The sequence below is a fragment of the Bradyrhizobium tropiciagri genome, from assembly GCF_018130505.1.
Lineage (GTDB): Bacteria > Pseudomonadota > Alphaproteobacteria > Rhizobiales > Xanthobacteraceae > Bradyrhizobium > Bradyrhizobium tropiciagri_B.
This window is the reverse complement of sequence record NZ_JAFCKH010000011.1, coordinates 24,118-46,759: the sequence shown is the minus strand read 5'-3', so window position 1 is coordinate 46,759 and position 22,642 is coordinate 24,118. Positions and strand designations below refer to the sequence as shown.

Genomic DNA, 22,642 nt, shown 5'->3' with positions numbered 1-22,642 from the left:
GGGCACCACTTAGTTCGGGCCGACGGCGCGACGCGCCAGCGCGGCGTTGCCGGTTGCGCGCGGTGCCGCGGGACTGGAGACGGGTGCTGGATTGCCGGCGCCATTGAGATCCTGTGGCTTGGTCTGCGGAGTGTCGGCGGTAGCAGATGCTCCCTCCGGCCGCAACGGCCGCGGCGGGGCGAACAGGAAACCCTGGCCGAGCCGGACGTCGTAGTCGAGCAGGTCGACCACGGAACGCTCGCCCTCGATCCGCTCGGCGACGAGGTCGATGCCGTAGCGGCCGAGCAGGTCGGAGAGATCGGAGGGGTGGATGTCGGTGGTCGCGATCTGCCTGTCGTCGAGCAGCAGCGCGGCCGGCACCTTGATGAACCGCACGCCGCGGTCGGCGAGCTCGCGCGGCTCGAGGCGGAGGTCCGTGACATGGTCGATCGAGAAGCGGTAGCCGCGCTGCGCCAGCGCGGCGAGGCTTTCGCTCTCGACCGGGCCGAGATGGCGGAACGTCGCCTGCTTGAATTCGAGCACCAGCGAGGGCGCCAGCGCGCGGTTGGCCTCGAGGAAATCGAGGCACTGGATAAAGGTGCCGGGGCTGGCCAGCGTCGCCGCGGAGACGTTGCAGAACACGCCGACATCCTTGCTGCGCACCATCAGGCGGCGCAGCACCTGCACGCTGCGGACCATCACCAGATGGTCGATGCGGCCGATCAGGCCGCCGGCCTCGGCGACCGCGATGAAATCGTCGGCGGCGAGCACCTGGTCGCGCTCGTCGCGCAGCCGCGTCACCGCCTCGTAATAGCGCACCTTGCGCTGCGGCAGCGTCACCATCGGCTGCAGGTAGATGTCGAGTCGGTTCTCGTCGATCGCGCTCTTGATCGCGCCGAGCAGCTGGCTCTGGCTGCGCGGGATCGCCGCGACCGGCGCGGGCGCAAGCTCGGGTTCGGGCTCCGCGGCATAGGCGGGGGCTGCGGCGTAAGTCGGCGCCGGCGCAGATGGCTGGATCAGATCCTCGCGCGGCGGCGGCGCCGGTGCGTGGACGACCGGAGCGGCCGCAAGCATCTCCTCGTGGTGGGCGACGGACGCCGCGAGCTCTCTGACCAGGGTGCCCAGCTCGTTGATCTCGCCGGCCAGCGCCTGGGTGCGGTCGGCGCTGGTGGAGTTGGCCGAGGTCACGCGGCCCTCGACCGCGGCGAGGCGCCGGCCGAATTCGGCGACCTGGCGGGCGAGGTCCGCGGTGCCGCCCGACAGATCGGCGATCTGGTTGCCGACATCGGTGCGATCGCGCAGCCGCATCGAGACCGCGTTGTAGAGGATCAGGAAGGTGAGGGCGGTGAGCGCCACGATCGCCGATTCCGATCCGCTGATGCCCGCCACCGAATACAGGACGAAGCCGAGCGAGGCCGCGACCAGCACCATGCAGATGGCGATGAAGATCGTGGAGATGCGAATCATGCTGCGCGCTGCGCCCTCGGTCCGGATATGCCCAATTGCGCGAGTCTAGCACCATTGTTGATTCGACGGGTGCGCGATCTCAGGAACCGGCTGGAACTGCACATGATTTCGCCCCGTTCGCCGGCGGCCCCCACGATGGCCGGGGCGTTGGGCGCCGATGTCAGAGGTCTGCGGCGCCGATCCAGAACACCTCGCCCTCGGAGTCCTCGGTGTCGAGCCAGAGCAAAGGCAGGGCCGGATACGCGCCCTCGAGGTAGTCGCGGCCGCGGCCGATCTCGCAGAGCAGGCCGCCCTGCGGGGTCAGATGCTGTTTGGCCTCGTCGAGGATGCGGCGGATGATGTCGAGCCCGTCGGCGCCGCCGTCGAAGGCGATTTTTGGCTCGGCGCGGCACTCGCGCGGCAGTGTCGCCATGCCCTCGGCATCGACATACGGCGGGTTGGAGATGATCAGGTCGTAGCGCCGGGGGCCGAGCGGCTCGAACAGGTCGCCGCGATAGAGTGTCAGGCGATCGTCGAGACCGTGGTCGGCGACATTGCGCGCGGCGACCGCGAGCGCATCCTTGGAGATATCCACCGCGTCGACCGCGGCGTTGGGAAAATTCCGGCTGGCGAGGATCGCAAGGCAGCCGGAGCCGGTGCAGAGATCGAGCACGTTTTCGACCTCGGCCGGATCGCCGATCAGCGAAGTGCCGTCCTCGTCGCCGCCGAAATGCGAATCCAGCAATTCGCCGATGAAGGAGCGCGGCACGATGGTGCGCTCGTCGACATAGAACGGCAGGCCACGCATGTAGACCTTGTTGACGAGATAGGCGGCCGGCTTGCGCGTCGCGATGCGGCGCTCGATCAGGTCGAGGATCTGGCGGCCTTCAGCGTTGGTGACGCGCGCGTTGGCGAAGTTTTCGAACTGGTCGGGATGCAGGTGCAGCGTCTCGCAGATCAGGAAGGCGGCTTCGGCGACCGGATCGGTGGTGCCATGCGCGAACACCAGCTTTGCCGCATTGAAGCGGCTCACCGCGTAGCGCAGGAGATCGAACAGGGTGTGAAGCTCACCCGGGCCGACCTTGGGCGGCTTCGGCGCGGCGGGGCTGCGCTTTGCCGACGGCTTGGCCGGCGCTTTGCTGCGCTTGGCCATCAGGATTTGGTCCAGCGCGCGGCGGCCGCATCGTCATGGTCGCGGGCCTCGATCCAGCTGGTGCCGCGGGCGCTTTCCTCGCGCTTCCAGAACGGTGCGTTGGTCTTGAGGTAGTCCATCAGGAATTCGGCGGCCTCGAACGCGGCCAGGCGGTGCGCGGACGCGGTCACGACCAGCACGATGTTCTCGCCCGGCGGGATGCGGCCGAAGCGGTGGATGATGGTGAGGCCCTGCAACGGCCAGCGCGACAGCGCCTCGTCGGCGTGGCGTCCGATCTCGGCCTCGGCCATGCCGGGATAGTGTTCGAGCGTCAGCGCGGCGATCGGCTCGCCTTGCTCATTGCCGCGGCAGATGCCGCTGAAGCTGACGACCGCGCCGACATCGGTGCGGCCCCGGCTCAGCGCCGCGATCTCCTGCGCGACGTCGAAGTCGGCTTCCTGGATACGGATGGTCGCGGCGACAGACATGGAAGGTTAGCCGCCGGTCATCGGCGGGAAGAACGCGATCTCGCGGGCGCCGGAGATGGCGGCGTCCTGCTTGACGTGGGACTGGTCGATTGCGGCGCGGATCACCTTGGGCTTCTCGAACGCATAGGCGTAGGCGTCATCGCGCGCGGCGAGCCAGCCGATCAGGTCGCCGACGGTGCGCACCTCGGCCGGTGGCTCAATCGTCTCCTCGGCCTTGCCGATCCGTTCGCGCACCCAGGCGAAATACTTCAGCTTCATCCCTCATCCTCCTTGATGAGGTGGTGGATGCCGGCGCGGAAGTAGTCCCAGCCGGTGTAGATCGTGAAGATCGCCGACATCCAGAGCAGCGCGATACCGATCAGGGTGGTTGGCGGGAAGATCTGCTCGCCGGCCTCGCCCGCGATCAAAAAGCCGATCGCGACGAGCTGGATCGTGGTCTTCCACTTCGCCAGCTTGGTGACGGGCACGCTGACCCGCAGGCCGGCGAGGTACTCGCGCAGGCCCGAGACCAGGATCTCGCGGCACAGGATCACGATCGCCGCCCACAGCGTCCAGCCATGGATCGAGTTGTCGGCGGCCAGCATCAAGAGGCTGGAGGCGACCAAGAGCTTGTCGGCGATCGGGTCGAGCATCCGCCCGAAGGCCGATTGCTGGTCCCAGATTCGGGCGTAATAGCCGTCGAGATAGTCGGTGACCCCCGCCGCGATGAACACGGCCAGAGCCACCCAGCGCAGCCAGAGCGGGCCGTCCATGATCGATTGCCAGTAGACGCAGCCGATCACCACCGGGATCGCGGCGATCCGGGCGTAGGTCAGGATATTTGGAAGGGACAAGGTCTTGGGCTGTCCCCGGGTCGTCGCGATGTTCATCCGTCCTACCAATACCGCTGAATCGAGAAGGTCAACAGGGCCGACCCAAGATGGTCAGTCGCAGGCGACGCCCTGATGAACAGCTTCTCCTTTAACCCGGCTGGGCGTGGAAAAACTCGAAAATCTTGCGGGCGCTCTCGGCACTGACGCCCGGAACCTTGCCGAGGTCCGCGATCGAGGCCCGCTCGATCTCCTTCAGGGTTCCGAAATGGTGCAGCAACGCACGTTTACGCGACGGGCCGATGCCCGGGATCTCCTGCAAGCCGGCCTCGCGGATATCCTTCTTGCGCAGCTTGCGGTGCGAGCCGATCACGAAGCGGTGGGCCTCGTCGCGCAGCCGCTGGATAAAATACAGCACCGGGTCGCGCGGCTCCAGCTTGATAGCCTCGCGATCCGGCATGAACAGGGTTTCGCGCCCTGCATCGCGCTCCGGTCCCTTGGCGACCGCCATCAGCGCGACCTGGGTCAGGCCGAGGGCCTGGAAGATCTCCCTGGCGGCGTTGAGCTGGCCGCGGCCGCCGTCGATGATCACGAGGTCCGGCCATTGCGGGAACGCATCCTCATCCGCCTTGTCGTCCGGCTTCGTTTTGGCGGCATCGGCCTCCGGCGGCTTCAGCAGGCGCTTGAAGCGCCGCTCCAGCACCTCGCGCATCATTCCGTAGTCGTCGCCGGGCGTCAGCCCCTCGGACTTGATGTTGAACTTGCGGTACTGGTTCTTGATGAAGCCGTCGGGCCCGGCCACGATCATCGCGCCGACCGCGTTGGTGCCCATGATGTGGCTGTTGTCGTAGACCTCGATGCGCTTCGGCGCATGCGGCAGCCCGAGCGTGGTGACCATGGCCTCCAGCAGGCGGCTCTGCGTCGCGGTGTCGGCAAGCTTGCGGCCGAGCGCCTCGCGCGCATTGGTCAGCGCGTGGCCGATCAGCTCCTTCTTCTCGCCGCGCTTGGGGACGGAGACCTCGACCTTGCTGCCGGCCTTGACCGACAGCGCGTCGGCGAGCAGCGCGCTCTCCTCGATCTCGTGCGACAGCAGGATCAGCTTCGGCGGCGGCTTGTCGTCGTAGAATTGCGCGAGGAAGGAAGCCAGCACCTCCTCCGGCGTGAAGGTCTTCTCCGCTTTCGGGAAATAGGCGCGGTTGCCCCAGTTCTGGCCGGTGCGGAAGAAGAACACCTCGACGCAGGAATAGCCGCCCTCCTGGTGGATGGCGAACACGTCGGCCTCTTCGACCGTGCGCGGGTTGATGCCCTGCTGCGACTGGATTGCCGATAGCGCCGCGAGGCGGTCGCGATACAGCGCCGCGGTCTCGAATTCGAGTTCGCCGGAGGCCTTCTCCATCTCGGCCGCAAGCAGCTCCTTCACCGCATGGCTGCGGCCGGACAGGAATTCGGTCGCCTCGCGCACCAATTCGCTGTAGCCGGGGAAATCGATCTCGCGCGTGCAGGGGCCGGCGCAGCGCTTGATCTGGTAGAGCAGGCAGGGCCGGCTGCGGCTCTCGAAGAAGCCGTCGGTGCAGGAGCGGATCAGGAAGGCGCGCTGCAGCGCCGTGATGGTGCGGTTGACCGCGCCGGCGTTGGCGAACGGGCCGAAATAGCGACCGGGCCGCGACTGCGCGCCGCGATGCTTGAGGATCTGCGGCGCCCAATGGTCGCCCGATATCAGGATATAGGGAAACGACTTGTCGTCGCGCAGCTGCACGTTGAACCGCGGCCGGAGCTGCTTGATCAAATTGGCCTCGAGCAGCAGCGCCTCGGTCTCGGTCATGGTCGAGACGATCTCGACCTGGGTCGTCGCTGCGATCATGCGCAGGATGCGCGCCGGCAGCGGCGCGCTGACGCGTGCATAGGACGACAGCCGCTTTTTGACGTTCTTGGCCTTGCCGACATAGAGCACGTCGTTGGCGGCATTGAGCATGCGGTAGACGCCGGGCGAGGTCGGCGCGAGGCGCACCGCGTTCTCGATCGCGGCGTGCCCGACGGCAAGCGTGCCTTCGGTGGCCGCCTCCGCCATATCCGCGTCAGGCAGGCGAGCGTCATCGTCCTCGTCGGTTGCCGAGGTTTCCGGATCGACGTCGCTCGTATCGAGCGTCAGGTCGTCCTGCGGCAGATCGGATCGTGAGCCGCGCCGCGCCTTGCGGGGAGCCGGCGCCGGACGCTCGGAAGAATCGTGAACCATTGCCGTAAACTAAGCGCTTGGGAGGCCGGTCGCCAGCGCCGGCGAGACGGCAAAACAGCTCCGTTTTGCAGCAGCTTATCGGCCCTGCGAGGGCTGCCGCGAACGGTGCGTAACACATTGTTAAGACTGATGAGCGGCGCGGTAACCGGGCTTAACAGGCCTTTAACTTAAAACTCTCGATAAATCCTGGCGAAATAGGTGGAAAACCGTAACCACGCTGGCCCCGCGGCCGGCGGGTTCCGGCAGTTGCGTGGTGGAGAGTCCCGATGACCCGGTTGGTTGCGCGTGCGCTGGCGTTGATCGTCGCCGGCTGGACGACCTCGGCGGCGTCGGCCGACCTCAACTACGGCTCGCCCTACACCGTCAACCAGCCGCTCAACGCCTATAGCTGGGCCGGCCCCTATCTCGGCGGCAACCTCGGCTACGGCTGGGGCTCGGTCGACAACAACCCGACCAAACCGTCCGGCTTCGTCGGCGGCGTGCAGGCCGGCTACAATTTCCAGAACGGCACGCCTTGGGTGTTCGGCATCGAAGGCGACATCCAGGCCTCCGCCGCGGACGACCGCTTCGCGCCGTGGAAGTTCTCCAATCCCTGGTTCGGCACGGTGCGCGGCCGCGCCGGCTACGCCGTCAACAACGTGCTGTTCTATGCGACCGGCGGTCTTGCCTTCGGCGAGCTGCGCGGCGAGACCTTCGGCCTGTCGGAAAGCCACACCAATGTGGGCTTCGCGGTCGGCGCCGGCGCCGAGATGGCCTTTGCCCCGAACTGGAGCGCCAAGATCGAGTATCTCTATGTCGATCTGGCCAGCAGCCACTTCGCCATCACCGGCACATCGAACGGCTACGGCTTCAGCCTGGTCCGCGCCGGCATCAACTATCACTTCTGAGAAGAAAACGTCGACCATCAACTCACGGCCGCGCGTTGCGCGGCCGTTTTTCTTTGGTGGTGTCTGATGTCGTGGAGCGGCGCAGCCGATCGCGTGCCGCGGGTTGAGCGCAACCCGCAAGCATTCGGTCGGCCGCAAATTCCAGCATAGCGGAATCCGCCGATGGCGTCCGCGTCATTAAGCTGTTCGCGCAGCGAGCACGGTCACGTGCCCGGCAGGCTCATCACACGCAACGCTTCATTCCGTTTTCACCGAGAGCCCGGGATCGTGATGTGATCGCACGCAACCGCGGCACGATCCCAGGTCTTACGTGTCCGCATGATCCATTCGGAAACCGGATTCGGTTTTCCGGATCACGCACGCGCTTACGATGAAATCACCAGGTTGACCGCCTTCGGGCCTTTGCCCTTCTTGTCCGGTTCGACCTCGAATGTAATGCGCTGTCCTTCAGTCAGGTCCTTCAATCCGGCCCGCTCGACGGCGGTGATGTGAACGAACACATCGCGGCCGCCATCGTCAGGCTTGATGAAGCCGTAGCCCCGCTCTCCGTTGAAGAACTTGACTGTCCCAGTCATGGCCATCGGGAAAACTCCTCCCCCGTATTGCTCTCCCGCTACACGCATATCGCATAGCGGTTGACCGACATTCGCTTGTCGGAAGCCTGGCCACCTGAACAATCCGGCGTCACGCCGCCGGTCTGCCTGGATTTTATTTCGGCCTTGTCACTCCGCCGCAACCATTCGCGGAAGCGGAACGTAAAGCCAGTCGTAACAGGATGAGCATAATACGGTTCCGCGCAAATTGACTACGATCAAATCGAACTTTTCAAATGGCGCATTCGGGTTAAGGCTTGGGTGCATCTTGGGCATCTCAAGGCTTCGGAGTTTCCAACCTGAAGCGTCCCGCGCCGCCCTGGCCCAGCGGCTTCTCGAGTTCGGGCAAGATGAGTCTTAACTCACCTGCGAGCGTCCAAGGCGGATTCACCATCAAAAGCCCCGTAGAAACCAGGCCTGCGCCGTCTTCTTGCGGCGCCACACTGAATTCCAAACGCAAGCACTTGCCCGCGGGGCGACTTGTTGTCGCTGCTGCAGCGACGCTGCGTGCAAGCTCGTCGGTCGCTCTCCGTGTTTTTACGGGATACCAGATCAGGTACGTGCCCGTCGGCCATTTTGCGAATGCGTCGGCAAACGCGCGCGCCAGTCGCTCGAACTCATCCTTGGCTTCGAACGGTGGATCGATCAGCACGAGGCCGCGTCGCTCGTTCGGTGGCACGAAAGCAGGCAGCGCCATCCAGCCATCGAGATCGACGACGCGCGCCTGTGCGTCGCGGCGCAGCGCATCGATCAGTTGCTTGCGCGCGACGGGTTCGATTTCGCACGCGGTGAGGCGATCCTGCGGCCGCAGCAGTGCCCGCGCGATCAGCGGCGAACCGGGATAGGCTTTCAACTCGCCCTTCGGATTGAAAGCCCTGACGATGTCGAGATAGGGCCCGACCAGCGGCAACACCTTGTCGGAGAGCCGCGCCTGCATCAGCCGCGCGATGCCGGTGAGCCATTCGCCGCCGCGCTGCGCCTCGCTCGACGTCAGGTCGTAGAGTCCGGCGCCGGCATGGGTGTCGATGACGCGGAACGCGGCCTGCTTCTCCTGCAGATAGGTCAGCATGCGCACCAGAACGATGTGCTTGATGACGTCGGCGAAACTGCCGGCATGAAAGGCGTGACGATAGTTCATGGGTCAGCAGTTACCACGTCATCGCGCACGGAGCGACCTCTTCGCTCGGCCTCGCGAAGGGCAAGCGATCCGTCTCTGCTCGCGCGCTGGACGCTTCGTCAGGCGTCTTGCAATGAGAAGAGACGAGGCTATCCGCCGCGCATCGGCGGCATCAGCACCTGGTCGCGGCGGCAGGCGCGGCGGTCGATCTCCTCGCAGGAGCGGAATTGCAGATCCTTGCTGAGGCAGATCCGCACCTCGCTGAGACGCTTGCTGTCGCAGGTCACCGAGATCGCGCCACTGCTCAAGCCCGGATTGATCTTGATGAAGGCGGCTTCCAGCTCGTCGGGCGCGATCGTCTTCGGCTCCGACAATTGCAGGAATTCCTCGGGGATCTTCACTGCGGCGCGGGCCTTGCGGATGGTCTCGAAATAGGCACGCTCGCCGAGGCCGGAGCAGGTGCCGTGCTTGTCCCATTCGTTGAAGACGAGGCCAGGCGCCGGCATCAGGTCGAGCATCGAGGTCATGATGCCGCGGGCGAGCCGCGGTGACGGCCGCTGGCAATATTCCGGGAAGCCGCGCTCGTATTGCGGCCACAGGCCGTGCACCACGAAGGAGTAGGGCCGTCCGCTGCACTGGGCCTGGGTGCCGCGGCCGGTGTTGCCGCGCTCGCTCGCCGCCTCGCAGAACGAGGGCGACCATGACAGTGCCAGCACGTAGAAATCGAACTCGCCCGGCGCGTTCTGCCGGCGGTCCTGGGCCGGGGCCGTCACGGCGCTGCACAGCACAAAGGCTGCAACTGAAATGAGCAATCGGGAAATGGTGACCAACCGAGGCATCAAACGCTCCCTAACTCGACCGCCGGGACCCTAGCAGGTGACCGGAACATTTCAAGAACAAAAGCAGCGGCCCCGGAAGCGGGGCTATCCGGGGCCTGTGGCCGAATTGAAAGTCAGATCAGGGGCGGGCGGCCCTGCAGGAGGGATTGTAGGCCCAGTTGCGGTCGAGTCCGGTAACGCACCATTCGACGCCTGGGCTGAGGCTGACCATATCGCTGATGCCGCCGAAGCCGCCGTCCTCAAGGATCGAAAAGTGCACCGAGCGCACCTTGCCGTCGCTCAGCATCACGTCACCCGAGCAATAGCGGCGTGGAATGTTGTCGGACTGCCAGGGGCGGAATGCGGTCTCGTGGATCCGGCTGAAGCCGGTGATCGCCAGCGGCGAATTCCAGAAGGTGGCCTCCTTCTCGCGGAATTGGTCGGTGATGACCGACAAGGCCCTCTCGCACGGGGCCACGCGGCCGTCGTAGCGGGGGCCGGACAGCCAGAAGTTCAGTTCGAACGGATTGGCGGCCTGCGCCGGGCTCCCAAAGGCCAGCAGGCCGACCACGGCCGCCGCACCGAGGCCGAGCTTGTGGCCGAGTTTTCTGGGGGAGCTGAACAGGTTGCGCATGGGAATCCACCCGATGATCCGATGCGCCGGACGGTGCCGCGAAGCCCCGACAAGGTCAAGTGCAGCGCGGCAACACCTGCGGACAAGTCCACTGTTCGCCGCCGGCTCGTTCTTTTCACGGCCTGCGACGCACTCTATGTTGGCTGCTAGCGAAATGGAGACTGCGATGCGAAGGAAATTGGCCGCGTGCCTGGTTGCCGTTTGCGGGATGCTGGCCGCCGTGCCGGCGCAGGCCGACTGGATGCAGCCGGTGCCGCCGTTCAAGGGCAATGATACCGGCGGTATCATCGCCTACTCGCTGGCGATGCAGTCCGACGCCCGGCAGCTCGCCGTCGACCACTGCGCCACCTACGGCAAGGTGGTGAAGTTCCTGTCCAAGGCGACCTATCCGGGTGGCTACATCTCGTTCGCCTGCCGCTGGGTGCCCTACGGCTCGGCGCAACGGCCGATCCGCACGCTCTACTGAGCGCGACTCAATCTGTTCGACCTTCAGCCGGGAGCGACGCGCATGACGCGACAGCTTGCTTTGCTTGGTTCGGCCTTTGGCCTGATGCTTTCGGCCGGCGCCGCCGGCGCGGTCGACCTGCCGATTCGCAAGCCCGGTCTGTGGGAGATGAAGATGGTGCGCACCGGCGGGCCGTTGCCGGAAATGACCATGCAGCACTGCACCGACGAGACCACCGACAAGGAGATGAGCACGGCGGCCTCGCCGATGGCCAAGCAGATGTGCTCCAAGCAGGACATCCAGAAGACCGCGACCGGCTATGTCAGCGATTCCGTCTGCGGCATCGCCGGCGTCAACGTGACCTCGCATGCCGAGATCACCGGTGACTTCAATTCCGCCTATTCGGTGAAGACCACCTCGCATTCCGAGGGCGGCCCGTCGGGTGCCCACGACGCCACCATGACCATCGAGGCGAAGTGGCTCGGCGCCTGCAAGAGCGACCAGAAGCCCGGCGACATCGTCATGCCCGGCGGCATGAAGATGAACGTCAAGGACATGGAAAAGCTGAAGGCCCTGCTGCCGAAGCAGGCACCGAAGTAGCGGCGACCTCGAATCTCACCACGCGTCGTCCCGGCGAAAGCCGGGACCCATAACCACAGGGTGAGGTTGTTCAAGCGAGCTGCGGCCCCAGCGTTGCGCAACAATAACCTTCAGTGGTTATGGGTCCCGGCTTTCGCCGGGACGACGCGTGGGGAGAGCGAAGATCGATTCCGTCTCTGAGTCTTAGCCCGGATGGAGCGCAGCGAAATCCGGGGCTGGTCAATCGACAAGGCAAAGCTTCCCGGATTGCGCTTCGCTGCATCCGGGCTACGTGATCTGTCCTACACCGGCACGCGCACCGCGGCGCGGAGGCCGCCCATCGGGCTTTCGCCGAGCATGATGTCGCCGCCGTGCGAGCGGGCGATGTCGCGGGCGATGGCGAGGCCGAGGCCGCTGCCGCCTTCGTCCTGGTTGCGCGCATCGTCGAGCCGCAGGAACGGCTTGAACACCTCTTCGCGCATGTTGGCGGGGATGCCGGGGCCGTCATCGTCGATGGTGACGGTGAGGTAACGGTGATCGCGATGGCCGGTGATCGAGATCGTGTTGGCGTGGCGCGCCGCGTTCGACACGAGGTTGGCGAGGCAGCGCTTGAACGAGGCCGGCTTCACCGTCACCACAGGCAGGCCATGGAAGGCGACCGTCGCGGTGTGGCCGTGCCGCTCGGCATCGCTGCGCAGCTCTTCCAGCGCCATCGCCATGTCGGTCGGCTGCGCGACCTCGCCGGAATCGCCGCGGGCGAAGGCGAGATAGTCCTCCAGCATCATCGACATCTCGTCGACGTCCTTGCGCATCGCATCGATCTCGGGACCTTCGCCGATCAGCGCCAGCTCGAGCTTGAAGCGGGTCAGGATGGTGCGCAGGTCGTGCGAGACGCCGGCCAGCATCGCGGTGCGCTGCTCGATCGAGCGCTCGACGCGCGCCTTCATCTCGATGAAGGCCTGCGCCGCGCGCCGCACCTCGCGCGCGCCGCGCGGCCGGAAGTTCGGCGCCTCACGGCCCTTGCCGAAGCTTTCGGCGGCATCGGCCAGTCGCAGGATCGGCTTGATCTGGTTGCGCAGGAACAGCACGGCGACGATCAGAAGGATGGTCGAGGTGCCGAGCATCCAGAAGATGAAGATCTCCGAATTGGAGGCATAGGCCGCGCTGCGCTGCGCGAAGATGCGCATCACGGAATCGTCGAGCTGCACGCGGATCTCGACCAAATTGGACTTGCCGACGGTGTCGATCCAGAACGGACGGTTGATCTGCCGGCCGAGCTGCACCGACAGCGTCTGGTCGAGCAGCGAGAAGAACGGCTTCGGTCCCGGCGGCGGCATATCGCCCGCGGGCAGGAAGTCGACCACGAGCTGCAGCTTCTGGGCGATGCGGCGCAGCTGGGTGCGGTCCTTGTCCTGGGGATAGTTCTTGTAGACGTCGATCAATGCGGCGATGTCGGACACCACCGCGGCCGACAGACGGCGCGTCACCGTGTTCCAGTGCCGCTCCATGAAGACGAAGGCGACGACCGTCTGCAGGATCACCATCGGCACGATCATGATCAGCAGCGCGCGGGCATAGAGGCCGGTCGGCATCCAGCTCTTGAACGCGTTGCCCATCCAGCCATTGGCCTTCGAGACGCGCTGCGACGCGTTCTTGATCAGGGTCAGGCCGGAGTCGAGCGTGCTCATGAAATGTCTTCCGCGGTGTCCTACGGCGCGGCCACCAGCCGATAGCCGATGCCGCGCACCGCCTGCAGGAACAGCGGATTGGCCGGATCGTGCTCGATCTTGCGGCGCAGGCGGTTGATCTGCACATCGACGGCGCGCTCGTTGACGGTGCCGCCGCTGGTCAATTCGCCGCGCGGCACGGTCTCGCCCGGTGAGTTGGCGAGAATGCGCAGCATCTCGCGCTCGCGGTCGGTCAGATGGATGATCTCCTCGCCCTGGCGCAGTTCGCTGCGCTCGAGATGGAAGATGTACGGACCGAACGCGATCTGCTCGACGATCGCGACCTGCGGCGGCGCGGTGCGCTTGAGGATGTTGCCGATCCGCAGCACCAGCTCGCGCGGCTCGAACGGCTTGGCGACGTAATCGTCGGCGCCGATCTGCAGGCCCTCGATGCGGGCCTCCGCCTCGTGGCGCGCGGTCAGCATGATGATCGGCACCGTCGACGACGTCCGGATGAAGCGGGCGAGGTCGAAGCCGTTCTCGCCCGGCATCATCACGTCGAGGATCAGCAGGTCGAAATGCAGTCCCAGCAGTTTCGCGCGGGCGTCGCTGGCGCTCATCGCCGTGGTGACGCGGTAGCCCTCGCCGGACAGGAAGCGCGACAACAGGTCGCGGATGCGCCGGTCGTCGTCAACCAGCAGGATATGCGGCGCATCGTCGGCCGGCTCGGCCGGCGCCCGCATCATGGTTGCAGCCTGCGCCACTGTCACTCCCTTGCTTTCTTGCCGCCGCCGAAGATCGCCTCGAGCACCTTGTCGGGATCGTCGCGGTCGATCATCGCGCGCAGGAACTGGCGCACCGTCTCGGCGCCGGCCGCATCGATGCCGGCGAGCGCACGGTTGATGCGGTCGGTCTGCAGCCCGGCGAGCTTGGCGACCAGCGCCTCGCCCTTGGGCGTCGCGTAGAGCAGACGCTGCCGGCGGTCGTTGTTGCCGGTCTTCTGCACGATGTAGCCCTCGTCGAGCAGCTGCTTGAGCACGCGGCCGAGCGACTGCTTGGTGATGCGCAGCACGTCGAGCAGGTCGGCGACCTTGAGCCCGGGATAGCGGGTGACGAAGTGGATCACCCGGTGATGGGCGCGGCCGAAGCCGAACGCCTCCAGCTCCTGGTCGGCGTCACCGACAAAGTCGCGGTAGGCGAAGAACAGCAGCTCGATGATGTCCCAGCGCAGCTCGCGCGTGCCGCCCGCCGCGGCGGACGCGGTCTCGCTTCCCTGCGAATCGGGCTTGGCAGCCATGCCTGAGTAATTTATGTCAGTCATATTGACGTATCTTGGGTTCAATGTTACAAAACTGCATGTCGTGACGAAATATTAGGTCGTTTCGTCTCCGACAGCGTTTGAGGCGGCCTGAATGAGCCAGCGATGGCGGTTTGGGCCGCGAATTGGACTACCGTGCGATTGTCGAGCGGCATTTCGGCAAACATACTGGACTTCAGCAATCCGCAAAAGCATGTCTAACCGGCATGTTGGCGACGGAAACCGGCCGCTTCGCCGGTGGTGATGAAGTCCGGACCAACCAAGGCCTTCAGGCCCCCGGGGGAAACAGGCCGGCGCCGGACATCGCGCCGGTTCCGACAGCGGAAAGCAAGACAATGAGTTTGAAATTCGACATCAAGCCGACGCCGAACCCGACGTCCGACAAGGAACGCGCGGCAAGGCTCGCGGACCCGGGCTTCGGCCGGATTTTCACCGATCACATGGCCATCGTCCGCTACAGCCAGGCCAATGGCTGGCACGATGCGCGCATCGAGGCGCGGGCGAATTTTCCGCTCGATCCGGCCGGCGCGGTGCTGCACTACGCGCAGGAGATCTTCGAGGGCCTCAAGGCCTACAAGCGCGACGACGGCGGCGTGAACCTGTTCCGTCCCGACGCCAATGCCCGCCGCTTCCGTGATTCGGCCGAGCGCATGGCGATGGCGCCGCTGCCCGAGGACGTCTTCATCGACGCGGTCGACCAGCTGGTGCGGATCGATCGCGCCTGGATCCCGGGCGGCGAGGGCAGCCTCTATCTGCGTCCCTTCATGATCGCGAGCGAGATCTTCCTCGGCGTCAAGCCGTCGGCGGAATACATCTTCTCGGTGATCGCTTCGCCCGTCGGCTCCTACTTCAAGGGCGGGCCTGCGCCGGTCTCGATCTGGGTGTCGGAGAATTACACGCGCGCTGCGATCGGCGGCACCGGCGCCGTCAAATGCGGCGGCAACTACGCCGCGAGCCTGCGCGCGCAGGCCGAGGCGATCCAGCACGGCTGCGACCAGGTGGTGTTCCTCGATGCGGTCGAGCGCCGCTACATCGAGGAGCTCGGCGGCATGAACGTGTTCTTCGTGTTCGACGACGGCTCGCTGGCGACGCCGCCACTCGGCACCATCCTGCCCGGCATCACCCGCGACTCGATCATCGCGCTGGCCAAGGATGCCGGCACCAAGGTGCGCGAGGAGCCCTACACCATCCAGCAGTGGCGCGCGGATGCCGCCAGCGGCCGGCTGAAGGAGGCGTTCGCCTGCGGCACCGCCGCGGTGATTTCCCCGATCGGCAAGGTCTGCTCGGCGAGCGGCAATTTCGAGATCAGCGGCGGCGTGGCCGGTCCGGTCGCGATGGGGCTGCGCAAGAAGCTGGTCGACATCCAGTATGGCCGCACCAACGATCCGCACAACTGGATCCGCAACGTCGCGTAAGGCGTGCGGTGTGAGGCAGGCACGCTCTCTCACTCCCTCGCCCCGCTCTCGCGGGGAGAGGGTGGGGTGAGGGGCGCTTCTCTCCGCAGACACCGCATTTTGCGACGACCTCCCTGCCATGCCCCTCACCCGAAATTCGCTCACGCGAATTTCGACCTCTCCCCGCAAAAGGGCGGGGAGAGGTTGAAGGCGCGCTGTCATTTTCTGACTGCCGTGAACGGCGCGGCGCGATCGCGCGACAAAGGTCTCGGTTGCTCCTCAGATCATCCCAGCCTCTCGCGTGACAATATGACCAAGCCTCTCACGACACATTTGAACTGCGCCGCGCTCATCCTCGTCGCGGCCTTCTGGTTCACCGGACCCGGCTCGCCGGTCCAGGCCGAGGATCGCTCGGCCGTCATCGACGTGCGGACCACCGATCCGGAAATGAACGTCGCGATCGGCCATGCCCGCGAGACGCTGCCGACCTTCTGGGCCTCCTATGAGGCGCCGAAGCCGTCGGAGAGCGGGCATTCGCTCAAGGTCCGCTTTCCGACCGGCGGCAGCCGCGCCGAGCACATCTGGATGGCCGACGTGAAGAAGCTGCCGAACGGCGGCTATTCCGGTCGCTTCGCCAACCAGCCGCGCGACCTGCCGGGCAAGCAGGCCGGCGATCTCGTCGAGTTCAAGCAAGCCGACATCTCCGACTGGATGTTCATGCGCAATGGCAAGATCGTCGGCGGCGAGACCATCAAGCCGCTCCTGAAGTCGATGCCGAAGGCCGACGCCGACGCCCTCCGCGCGCGGATGGAGCAGCCGTAAGCGGCGGCGGAAGCACGGTCCCGGGTTGCCGCTAAGCGCGGCGGCTGGTAAACGCCGCCGATGGCCGACAAACCGAAAAAATCGCAGAAACTGAAGGCGCGCCTGCCGCGCGGGCTGGAAGATCGTGGCCCGGCCGCGATCAACGCTACGCGCCGGATGGTGGAAAAAATCCGCGCCGTCTACGAACTCTACGGCTTCGAGCCGGTGGAGACGCCGGCGATGGAATACACCGACGCGCTCGGCAAATTCCTGCCCGATCAGGACCGCCCCAACGAGGGCGTGTTCTCGTTCCAGGACGATGACGAGCAGTGGATCTCACTGCGCTACGACCTCACCGCGCCGCTCGCGCGCTATGTCGCGGAAAATTTCGACGCGCTGCCGAAGCCTTATCGTTCTTATCGGTTCGGCTACGTGTTCCGCAACGAGAAGCCTGGCCCCGGCCGCTTCCGGCAGTTCATGCAATTCGATGCCGACACGGTCGGCTCCGCTTCGCCCGCGGCGGATGCCGAGATCTGCATGATGGCCGCCGACACGATGGAAGCGCTCGGCATTCCGCGCGGCTCCTATGTCGTCAAGGTGAATAACCGAAAGGTGCTCGACGGCGTGCTCGAGGCCATCGGCCTCGGCGGCGATGACAATGCAGGCCGACGCCTCACCGTGCTGCGCGCGATCGACAAGCTGGACAAGTTTCCCGCCGAGGAAGTTCGCAAGCTGCTTGGTCCCGGACGATGGGATGGCGGCGAAGAGGGCAAGGGCGATTTCACCAAGGGCGCCGACTTGAGCGCGGCCGATGCCGATATCGTCCTGGCCGTCACGCAGAAGCGCGACGACTGGAAAGACGCGATCGCCGCGGCCGAGACCTACCTCGCCAAGAGCGAAATCGGCCAGGCCGGCGTGAGCGAACTCGAAGAGATCGCCAAGCTCGTTGCCGGGTCCGGCTATGGAGCGGATCGCATCATCATCGATCCCTCCGTCGTGCGCGGCCTCGAATACTACACTGGTCCGGTCTACGAGGTTGAGTTGCTGCTCGACACCAAGGACGAGAAGGGCCGCCCGGTGCGGTTCGGCTCGGTCGGCGGCGGCGGGCGCTATGATGGCCTCGTCTCGCGCTTCCGCGGCGAGCCGGTGCCGGCGACCGGCTTCTCGATCGGCGTGTCGCGCCTGCAGGCCGCGCTCACGATGCTCGGCCAGCTCGACGCGCGCGCCGAGTTCGGCCCCGTCGTCGTCACGGTGTTCGATCGCGACCGCGTCGCCGACTACCAGAAGATGGTGGCGCAACTGCGCCAGGCCGGCATCCGCGCCGAGCTCTATCTCGGCAATCCGAAGAACATGGGCAATCAGCTCAAATACGCCGATCGCCGCAACTCGCCCTGCGTCATCATCCAGGGCTCGGACGAGAAGGCGCGTGGCGAGGTGCAGATCAAGGACCTGATCGAAGGCGCCAAGGCCGCGGCCGCGATCGCCTCCAACCAGGAGTGGCGCGAGACGCGCCCGGCGCAGTTCTCCTGCACGGAAGCCGACCTCGTCGCCAAGGTCCGCGAGGTGCTGGCGCGGCATGACGTGACGTGGTCGTGATCCTCATTGTGAGCCTGGGATAGCTGGATTGTCCTGCGTGGGCTTGACCCGCGCTGCCATCTTCAAAAAGATGGCGCGCCGAACCCGGCAATGACCGGTTCATGCGTCAACAACAACCAGGGAGTTCTTCCAATGCCCGAGATCACCGTCAGCATGGCCGCCGGCCGCACCGAAGAGCAGAAGCTCGGCATGATGCGCGACATCACCCAGGCGCTGGTGAAGAATCTCGGCGTCGATGCGGAAGCCGTCGTGATCCAGATCAACGAGGCGCCGCTGCACCACAAGATGAAGGGCGGCAAGAGCTTCGTCGAGCGCGCGGCGGCAGCTAAGAAGTAACTCTCTCGGTCGTCCCGGCTCAAGGCCGGGACGAGACTGGTTATGAGGCACAATGGACGCACGCGACTTCATCTCCATCGGCATGAGCGCCGAGCGCATGCTGGTGGTGCCGCCGGAGCGCACGGTCGGGCATTTCGTGCCCGGCATGCCGATGGTCTATGCGACGCCGATGATGATCCTGGACATGGAGATGGCGTCGGGCGACGCCATCCGCGCCGCGCTTCAGCCCGGCTGGGTCACCGTCGGCACCGAGGTCGACATCCGGCATCTGGCGGCGGTGCTGGTCGGCGCCACGGTGCGGACGACGTCGAAAGTGGTCGCTGTCGAGCGCCGCGTGATCCGCTTCGAGGTCGCCGCATTCGAAGGCACGCGCAAGCTCGGCGAAGGCCGCCACGCCCGCGGCCTGATCAATGTCGAGACGTTCAACAAGCGGCTCGCCGGCCAGTCGGGCTCGTAGCCGTAGTGCACGTTTCGCCTTAGAAAATAACTTTGGCCACACGCCAGTGTCATCCTGAGGTGCGAGCGGAGCGAGCCTCGAAGGATTGGCCACGGGCCGTGCACCCTTCGAGGCTCGCTCCGCTCGCACCTCCAGCGTCAACGGCAAAGCCGTTGCGCGGGGGTGACGGAGCAGTGAAACGCGCTACTTCGCCAATTCCTTCGAGCGCCTGGTCGCCGCGGCGATGGCGCGGGTCATCAGCGGCTGCATGCCGTCGCCAGCCATCAGCACCTCGAGCGCCGCGGCGGTGGTGCCGCCGGGCGAGGTGACGTTCTGGCGCAAGGTCGCCGACGGCAGCTCCGAGCGATGCAGCAATTCGCCGGAGCCGGCGACGGTGGCGCGCGCCAGCGTGGTCGCGAGCTGCTCGGGCAGGCCCGCGGCGATGCCGGCGCGCGCGAGCTCTTCGGCGAGCAGGAACACATAGGCCGGGCCGGAGCCGGAGACCGCGGTCACCGCATCCATCAGGCTTTCATCCTCGACCCATTCGACGAGACCGGTCGCGCGCAGCAATGCGTCGGTGATGCCACGCTGCGCGGCGGTGACGCGCTGCGCCGGCACCGCGACGGTGATGCCGCGGCCGATCGCCGCCGGGGTATTCGGCATCGCGCGCACCACGGCGCCGCCGACCACCTCTTCCAGCGCGGCGATGGTGGTGCCGGCCATGATCGAGACCACCAGCGTCGACGGTGCGACGTAGGCCTTCAGCGCGGCGCCGGCCTCGCGGAACGATTGCGGCTTCACCGCGACGACCAGCGTGTCGACCGTGCCGACGTCCTGCGCCTTCGGATTGAGGCGGACGCCCTTGGCGGCAAGCGCCGCAATCTCCGGCGCAAGATGCGGATCGATCACCACGACCCGCTCGGGTGCCAGCCCCTGCGCCAGCCAGCCGGTCAGCATCGCGCCGCCCATCTTGCCCGCGCCCGCAAGCGCGATGGTGCCGGTCGTGTTTTGCAATGCGCTCGATGTGTTCACGGGAATCACCGTTCGTCGTCCCGGCCTAGTGCGCAATTGCGCACGGGGGCCGGGACCCATAACCACCAGCGGTTCTAGTGAAGTGCGGCGCGAGCGACAAGCGGTTTGCTCAAACACTACGGCCGCGGAGTATGGGTCCCGGCCCCCGTGCGCAATTGCGCACTAGGCCGGGACGACACCGGTTTTGCGGAGGCGCCTTACGCCTCGCCCTCGGTGTCGAACATCGCGGCCGACATCGCTTCCGCGGCCGACTTGCCGGCCCACACCACGAACTGGAATGCGGGGTAGTAGCGTTCGCAGGCGTGGATCGCGTTGACTACCATCGCTTCGCACTGCGCGGTCGAGGCGGTGAGGCCGCCGGGCAGCACCAGCGCCTGGCGATGCATGACCATGCCGGTGTGGGTCCACAGGTCGAAATGGCCGACCCACAATTGCTCGTTGATCGCCGCGACCAGCCGCTGCACCTCGGCGCGCCGTGCCGATGGCATCTTCATGTCGAAGGCGCACGCAAGATGCAGCGCCTCGATCTCGCCCATCCAGGTGAACGAGAGCTGATAGTCGATCCAGTCGCCCTTGGAGACGATCGTGACTTCGTCTTCGCCCGAACGCTCGAACGCCCAGTTGTTGTCGGTGGCGATATCCTCCACCACCGCAAGCGGGTTACTGCGGGACTCGATAATGCTTTCGAGGAGGGACATGCCGTCTCGACCCTTATTCTTATGATCGCTTGATACGCACACGGAAGCCGGCACGTGCGACAACTGCGTCGTGGCCGAGTGCAGTTCCTTGAAGCGGGCTTCCGGATGCCCCTGGACCTGACGCGGATGAAGTGATGTGATTTGCGGAATCCGCGCAACCGCACCACGAGTCCGTCCACAGCCAAAGCGCGCATCGTCCACAGCTGATCTCCGCCATACTTGTGATTTCGAGAACAAACCGGAATCGGTGCGACGTCGTAACGGTTTGTTAACCATTTGCCCGCGCCGAAAGCGGCCATGAATCAGCCACAAGACCTCCGCAAATGGCGTTGCCCGAGACGCGCACAGCGCACTTCGAGACGCGCACAGCGCTCATGGGGACATGTCGATTCTCCGTGCCGGAGGCCTTGCCCGCCTGTCGCGGTTTAGTCATATTTCCGCTCAGGCACGTCCATTCCGGGCGTGCCGATGTTCTCAGGGCGGGGTGAAAGTCCCCACCGGCGGTAAAGGGCGATGAGCCCAAGCCCGCGAGCGCCTTGTTCCGCGAAGCCGGAGCAAGGGTCAGCAGATTCGGTGCAACTCCGAAGCCGACGGTTAAAGTCCGGATGAAAGAGAACGGTTGCGGCAGCCCGCGCGGTAAGCGTGGGGCTCGTGTCGTTGTCCGTATGCCCTGATTCTGGTCCTGAAAGAGGAAAGCCATGAATCAGATGTTGCAAGACCAAGACGTCCAAGCTTCCGAAGTCCAAACCCCCGAAGTGGAAAATGCGTCCGACACGCCGGCATCGCCGCCGGTGGTCGAACATCCGCGCTTCGCAAAACCGCAGCGCGTCGCCTTCGTGCAATCGTCCTGGCATCGCGAGGTGGTCGAGGAGTGCCGCATCGCCTTCCTGAAGGAGATCGAGGCGCGCCACATCACCAATGTCGATGTGTTCGAGGTGCCGGGCTCATTCGAGATCCCGCTGCATGCGCAGATCCTGGCGAAGACACGGCGCTACACCGCGATCGTCGCCGCCGGGCTCGTCGTCGACGGCGGCATCTACCGCCACGAGTTCGTCGCCGACACCGTGATCAAGGCGCTGATGGACGTGCAGCTGCGCACCGAAGTGCCGATGTTCTCGGCGGTGCTGACGCCGCAGCAATTCCACGAGACCGAGGTGCACTACGATTTCTTCCGCCGTCACTTCTCCATCAAGGGCGTCGAGGTCGCGGAAGCCTGTGCCAATACGCTGCTCAGCCTGGAGCGGCTGCGCGGCCAGGTCGCGGCGGGGATCGTCGGGTAGCACTGGTGTAAATGCGATCCCGGCATGCGCGCCGGGATCGCTCGCTTGCCGCGCTTTCGGCTATGCTTGCGAGCATAAAACAAAAGCGCGGGAGGCGACCATGACCGAACAACATTCCACCGACTGGCTCGGCCTGTCCGGCCGCGTTGCCGTCGTTACCGGTGGCGGCGGCGGCATCGGCCGTGCCACCGCCGTCAGCTTCGCGCGTGCCGGCGTCAAGGTCGCCGCGATCGATCGCGACGAGCGCGGGCTTGCCGGCACCAAGGAGGCCCTGCGCGAGTTCGGCGATCATCACTTGGTCGAGAGCTGCGATACGACCAGCGAGGCCAGCGTTGCGACTGTCGCCGCAAGCGTGGAGCGCACGCTCGGGCCTTGCGACATCCTGGTCAACACCGCCGCGGTGTTGCGCCCGGGCGGGCTCGACACGCTGTCGATCGCCGAATGGAATTCGGTGCTGGCGGTCAATCTCACCGGCTATCTGATCTGCGCGCAGGCGTTCGGCCGCCAGATGCGCAAGATCGGACGCGGCAGCCTCATTCATGTGGCCTCGATTGCCGCCAGCAACGCGCAGGGCCAGAGCGGCGCCTACAGCGTCAGCAAGGCCGGCGTCGTGATGCTCTCGCAGCAGCTCGCCGCCGAATGGGGACCGCACGGCATCCGCAGTAATGTGGTCAGCCCCGGCCTCGTGCTGACGCCGATGAGCCAGGCGTTCTACGATACGCCCGGGGTCACCGAGCGCCGCACCGCCGTGGTGCCGATGCGCCGGATCGGCGCGCCGCAGGACATGGCGGACGCGACACTGTTCCTTGCCAGCGACCGCTCGTCCTACGTCAACGGCGAGGAGATCATCGTCGATGGCGGCTATGTGCGGACGCTGATGAGCCACGTGCCGCGGCCGGGGTTTTAAGCCGGCGGCGCCATATA

General features: G+C 65.8%; 25 protein-coding genes and 1 riboswitch. Of the genes, 10 read left to right on the top strand and 15 right to left on the bottom strand.

Translation table 11 applies throughout. From position 1 onward, the window contains the following. Positions 1–9 precede the first annotated feature (9 nt). The 6 genes from JQ633_RS26265 to uvrC form a co-directional block, all read right to left on the bottom strand. Positions 10–1,446, bottom strand: a complete 1,437-nt coding sequence (locus tag JQ633_RS26265; protein WP_211988004.1) for an EAL domain-containing protein — start codon at positions 1,444–1,446, stop codon at positions 10–12. 160 nt (positions 1,447–1,606) lie between these two features. Continuing rightward, complete coding sequence (gene prmB, locus JQ633_RS26260; protein WP_211988003.1) at positions 1,607–2,578, bottom strand: 50S ribosomal protein L3 N(5)-glutamine methyltransferase; 972 nt, start codon at positions 2,576–2,578, stop codon at positions 1,607–1,609. Then, complete coding sequence (locus tag JQ633_RS26255; protein WP_211988002.1) at positions 2,578–3,045, bottom strand: molybdenum cofactor biosynthesis protein MoaE; 468 nt, start codon at positions 3,043–3,045, stop codon at positions 2,578–2,580. The genes prmB and JQ633_RS26255 overlap by 1 nt, the downstream gene beginning before the upstream one ends. Before the next feature lie 6 nt (positions 3,046–3,051). Further along, positions 3,052–3,303, bottom strand: coding sequence for a molybdopterin converting factor subunit 1 (gene moaD, locus JQ633_RS26250; RefSeq protein ID WP_211988001.1), 252 nt, complete (start codon positions 3,301–3,303; stop codon positions 3,052–3,054). After that, positions 3,300–3,914 (bottom strand): CDP-diacylglycerol--glycerol-3-phosphate 3-phosphatidyltransferase, encoded by a 615-nt coding sequence (gene pgsA, locus JQ633_RS26245; protein WP_211988000.1) that lies wholly within the window; start codon positions 3,912–3,914, stop codon positions 3,300–3,302. Before pgsA ends, moaD begins: the two co-directional genes overlap by 4 nt. A gap of 91 nt (positions 3,915–4,005) precedes the next feature. After that, on the bottom strand, positions 4,006–6,087 hold the full coding sequence (gene uvrC, locus JQ633_RS26240; RefSeq protein ID WP_211987999.1) for an excinuclease ABC subunit UvrC: 2,082 nt from the start codon (positions 6,085–6,087) through the stop codon (positions 4,006–4,008). A gap of 266 nt (positions 6,088–6,353) precedes the next feature. On the opposite strand from uvrC, the gene JQ633_RS26235 reads away from it, so the two are divergent. After that, on the top strand, positions 6,354–6,974 hold the full coding sequence (locus tag JQ633_RS26235; RefSeq protein WP_211987998.1) for an outer membrane protein: 621 nt from the start codon (positions 6,354–6,356) through the stop codon (positions 6,972–6,974). A 365-nt stretch (positions 6,975–7,339) separates the two neighbouring features. Here the strand turns inward: JQ633_RS26235 and JQ633_RS26230 are convergent, their stop codons facing one another. The 4 genes from JQ633_RS26230 to JQ633_RS26215 form a co-directional block, all read right to left on the bottom strand. After that, positions 7,340–7,555 carry a cold-shock protein gene (locus JQ633_RS26230; RefSeq protein ID WP_028350729.1) on the bottom strand — a complete coding sequence of 72 codons (216 nt, stop codon included), beginning with the start codon at positions 7,553–7,555 and terminating at the stop codon, positions 7,340–7,342. A gap of 289 nt (positions 7,556–7,844) precedes the next feature. Next, the gene (locus tag JQ633_RS26225) at positions 7,845–8,705 is read right to left on the bottom strand and encodes a 23S rRNA (adenine(2030)-N(6))-methyltransferase RlmJ (RefSeq protein ID WP_211987997.1); all 861 of its coding nucleotides are present in this window, start codon (positions 8,703–8,705) and stop codon (positions 7,845–7,847) included. Between the two features lie 128 nt (positions 8,706–8,833). Further along, positions 8,834–9,523 (bottom strand): ribonuclease T2 family protein, encoded by a 690-nt coding sequence (locus tag JQ633_RS26220; protein ID WP_211987996.1) that lies wholly within the window; start codon positions 9,521–9,523, stop codon positions 8,834–8,836. A gap of 118 nt (positions 9,524–9,641) precedes the next feature. Continuing rightward, a complete protein-coding gene (locus tag JQ633_RS26215) occupies positions 9,642–10,136 on the bottom strand; it encodes a hypothetical protein (RefSeq protein ID WP_211987995.1) in 495 nt (164 codons plus the stop codon). A gap of 166 nt (positions 10,137–10,302) precedes the next feature. Between JQ633_RS26215 and JQ633_RS26210 the strand changes: the two genes are divergently transcribed. Both JQ633_RS26210 and JQ633_RS26205 read left to right on the top strand, forming a co-directional pair. Then, entirely contained in the window at positions 10,303–10,602 is a 300-nt protein-coding gene (locus tag JQ633_RS26210) for a hypothetical protein (protein WP_211987994.1), read from the top strand. A 42-nt stretch (positions 10,603–10,644) separates the two neighbouring features. Then, positions 10,645–11,181, top strand: a complete 537-nt coding sequence (locus JQ633_RS26205) for a DUF3617 domain-containing protein (RefSeq protein WP_211987993.1) — start codon at positions 10,645–10,647, stop codon at positions 11,179–11,181. Positions 11,182–11,462: 281 nt separating this feature from the next. On the opposite strand, the gene JQ633_RS26200 is transcribed toward JQ633_RS26205, so the two are convergent. The 3 genes from JQ633_RS26200 to JQ633_RS26190 are packed head-to-tail and all read right to left on the bottom strand — an operon-like array spanning position 11,463 to position 14,148. Then, complete coding sequence (locus JQ633_RS26200) at positions 11,463–12,848, bottom strand: ATP-binding protein (RefSeq protein WP_211987992.1); 1,386 nt, start codon at positions 12,846–12,848, stop codon at positions 11,463–11,465. 20 nt (positions 12,849–12,868) lie between these two features. Then, entirely contained in the window at positions 12,869–13,597 is a 729-nt protein-coding gene (locus JQ633_RS26195; RefSeq protein WP_433995694.1) for a response regulator, read from the bottom strand. Further along, positions 13,594–14,148 (bottom strand): MarR family winged helix-turn-helix transcriptional regulator, encoded by a 555-nt coding sequence (locus JQ633_RS26190; RefSeq protein ID WP_211987991.1) that lies wholly within the window; start codon positions 14,146–14,148, stop codon positions 13,594–13,596. The genes JQ633_RS26195 and JQ633_RS26190 overlap by 4 nt, the downstream gene beginning before the upstream one ends. Before the next feature lie 332 nt (positions 14,149–14,480). Here JQ633_RS26190 and JQ633_RS26185 point away from each other — a divergent pair, with 332 nt between their 5' ends. The 5 genes from JQ633_RS26185 to JQ633_RS26165 all read left to right on the top strand — a co-directional run bounded on the left by JQ633_RS26185 (position 14,481) and on the right by JQ633_RS26165 (position 18,729). Beyond that, positions 14,481–15,560: a branched-chain amino acid aminotransferase gene (locus JQ633_RS26185; protein ID WP_211987990.1), complete on the top strand. Its 1,080-nt coding sequence runs from the start codon at positions 14,481–14,483 to the stop codon at positions 15,558–15,560. Between the two features lie 288 nt (positions 15,561–15,848). Further along, positions 15,849–16,361, top strand: coding sequence for a YegJ family protein (locus JQ633_RS26180; protein WP_211987989.1), 513 nt, complete (start codon positions 15,849–15,851; stop codon positions 16,359–16,361). A 60-nt stretch (positions 16,362–16,421) separates the two neighbouring features. Continuing rightward, positions 16,422–17,936, top strand: a complete 1,515-nt coding sequence (hisS, locus tag JQ633_RS26175; RefSeq protein WP_211987988.1) for a histidine--tRNA ligase — start codon at positions 16,422–16,424, stop codon at positions 17,934–17,936. Between the two features lie 132 nt (positions 17,937–18,068). Next, a complete protein-coding gene (locus JQ633_RS26170; protein WP_211987987.1) occupies positions 18,069–18,272 on the top strand; it encodes a tautomerase family protein in 204 nt (67 codons plus the stop codon). A gap of 52 nt (positions 18,273–18,324) precedes the next feature. After that, on the top strand, positions 18,325–18,729 hold the full coding sequence (locus JQ633_RS26165) for a thioesterase family protein (protein ID WP_211987986.1): 405 nt from the start codon (positions 18,325–18,327) through the stop codon (positions 18,727–18,729). 183 nt (positions 18,730–18,912) lie between these two features. On the opposite strand, the gene proC is transcribed toward JQ633_RS26165, so the two are convergent. Both proC and JQ633_RS26155 read right to left on the bottom strand, forming a co-directional pair. After that, on the bottom strand, positions 18,913–19,800 hold the full coding sequence (proC, locus tag JQ633_RS26160; RefSeq protein ID WP_283812829.1) for a pyrroline-5-carboxylate reductase: 888 nt from the start codon (positions 19,798–19,800) through the stop codon (positions 18,913–18,915). A 137-nt stretch (positions 19,801–19,937) separates the two neighbouring features. Then, positions 19,938–20,438: a YbjN domain-containing protein gene (locus JQ633_RS26155; RefSeq protein WP_211987984.1), complete on the bottom strand. Its 501-nt coding sequence runs from the start codon at positions 20,436–20,438 to the stop codon at positions 19,938–19,940. 466 nt (positions 20,439–20,904) lie between these two features. Beyond that, a riboswitch (FMN riboswitch) is annotated at positions 20,905–21,059 on the top strand. A gap of 77 nt (positions 21,060–21,136) precedes the next feature. Between JQ633_RS26155 and JQ633_RS26150 the strand changes: the two genes are divergently transcribed. Both JQ633_RS26150 and JQ633_RS26145 read left to right on the top strand, forming a co-directional pair. Further along, on the top strand, positions 21,137–21,718 hold the full coding sequence (locus JQ633_RS26150; RefSeq protein ID WP_211987983.1) for a 6,7-dimethyl-8-ribityllumazine synthase: 582 nt from the start codon (positions 21,137–21,139) through the stop codon (positions 21,716–21,718). Between the two features lie 100 nt (positions 21,719–21,818). Next, a complete protein-coding gene (locus JQ633_RS26145) occupies positions 21,819–22,625 on the top strand; it encodes an SDR family NAD(P)-dependent oxidoreductase (RefSeq protein ID WP_211987982.1) in 807 nt (268 codons plus the stop codon). The last annotated feature ends 17 nt before the right edge of the window (positions 22,626–22,642 follow it).

Excerpts from the sequence above, each read along its gene's own strand:
- JQ633_RS26215 (WP_211987995.1), bottom strand. The coding sequence starts at position 10,136 with ATGCGCAACCTGTTCAGCTCCCCCAGAAAACTCGGCCACAAGCTCGGC.
- JQ633_RS26165 (WP_211987986.1), top strand. The coding sequence starts at position 18,325 with ATGGACGCACGCGACTTCATCTCCATCGGCATGAGCGCCGAGCGCATG.
- JQ633_RS26220 (WP_211987996.1), bottom strand. The coding sequence starts at position 9,523 with ATGCCTCGGTTGGTCACCATTTCCCGATTGCTCATTTCAGTTGCAGCC.
- JQ633_RS26225 (WP_211987997.1), bottom strand. The coding sequence starts at position 8,705 with ATGAACTATCGTCACGCCTTTCATGCCGGCAGTTTCGCCGACGTCATC.
- pgsA (WP_211988000.1), bottom strand. The coding sequence starts at position 3,914 with ATGAACATCGCGACGACCCGGGGACAGCCCAAGACCTTGTCCCTTCCA.
- JQ633_RS26185 (WP_211987990.1), top strand. The coding sequence starts at position 14,481 with ATGAGTTTGAAATTCGACATCAAGCCGACGCCGAACCCGACGTCCGAC.
- JQ633_RS26255 (WP_211988002.1), bottom strand. The coding sequence starts at position 3,045 with ATGTCTGTCGCCGCGACCATCCGTATCCAGGAAGCCGACTTCGACGTC.
- JQ633_RS26205 (WP_211987993.1), top strand. The coding sequence starts at position 10,645 with ATGACGCGACAGCTTGCTTTGCTTGGTTCGGCCTTTGGCCTGATGCTT.
- JQ633_RS26150 (WP_211987983.1), top strand. The coding sequence starts at position 21,137 with ATGAATCAGATGTTGCAAGACCAAGACGTCCAAGCTTCCGAAGTCCAA.
- JQ633_RS26210 (WP_211987994.1), top strand. The coding sequence starts at position 10,303 with ATGCGAAGGAAATTGGCCGCGTGCCTGGTTGCCGTTTGCGGGATGCTG.
- JQ633_RS26170 (WP_211987987.1), top strand. The coding sequence starts at position 18,069 with ATGCCCGAGATCACCGTCAGCATGGCCGCCGGCCGCACCGAAGAGCAG.
- prmB (WP_211988003.1), bottom strand. The coding sequence starts at position 2,578 with ATGGCCAAGCGCAGCAAAGCGCCGGCCAAGCCGTCGGCAAAGCGCAGC.
- JQ633_RS26230 (WP_028350729.1), bottom strand. The coding sequence starts at position 7,555 with ATGGCCATGACTGGGACAGTCAAGTTCTTCAACGGAGAGCGGGGCTAC.
- JQ633_RS26190 (WP_211987991.1), bottom strand. The coding sequence starts at position 14,148 with ATGACTGACATAAATTACTCAGGCATGGCTGCCAAGCCCGATTCGCAG.
- JQ633_RS26180 (WP_211987989.1), top strand. The coding sequence starts at position 15,849 with ATGACCAAGCCTCTCACGACACATTTGAACTGCGCCGCGCTCATCCTC.
- moaD (WP_211988001.1), bottom strand. The coding sequence starts at position 3,303 with ATGAAGCTGAAGTATTTCGCCTGGGTGCGCGAACGGATCGGCAAGGCC.
- hisS (WP_211987988.1), top strand. The coding sequence starts at position 16,422 with ATGGCCGACAAACCGAAAAAATCGCAGAAACTGAAGGCGCGCCTGCCG.
- JQ633_RS26145 (WP_211987982.1), top strand. The coding sequence starts at position 21,819 with ATGACCGAACAACATTCCACCGACTGGCTCGGCCTGTCCGGCCGCGTT.
- proC (WP_283812829.1), bottom strand. The coding sequence starts at position 19,800 with ATGGGTCCCGGCCCCCGTGCGCAATTGCGCACTAGGCCGGGACGACGA.
- JQ633_RS26155 (WP_211987984.1), bottom strand. The coding sequence starts at position 20,438 with ATGTCCCTCCTCGAAAGCATTATCGAGTCCCGCAGTAACCCGCTTGCG.
- uvrC (WP_211987999.1), bottom strand. The coding sequence starts at position 6,087 with ATGGTTCACGATTCTTCCGAGCGTCCGGCGCCGGCTCCCCGCAAGGCG.
- JQ633_RS26235 (WP_211987998.1), top strand. The coding sequence starts at position 6,354 with ATGACCCGGTTGGTTGCGCGTGCGCTGGCGTTGATCGTCGCCGGCTGG.
- JQ633_RS26265 (WP_211988004.1), bottom strand. The coding sequence starts at position 1,446 with ATGATTCGCATCTCCACGATCTTCATCGCCATCTGCATGGTGCTGGTC.
- JQ633_RS26200 (WP_211987992.1), bottom strand. The coding sequence starts at position 12,848 with ATGAGCACGCTCGACTCCGGCCTGACCCTGATCAAGAACGCGTCGCAG.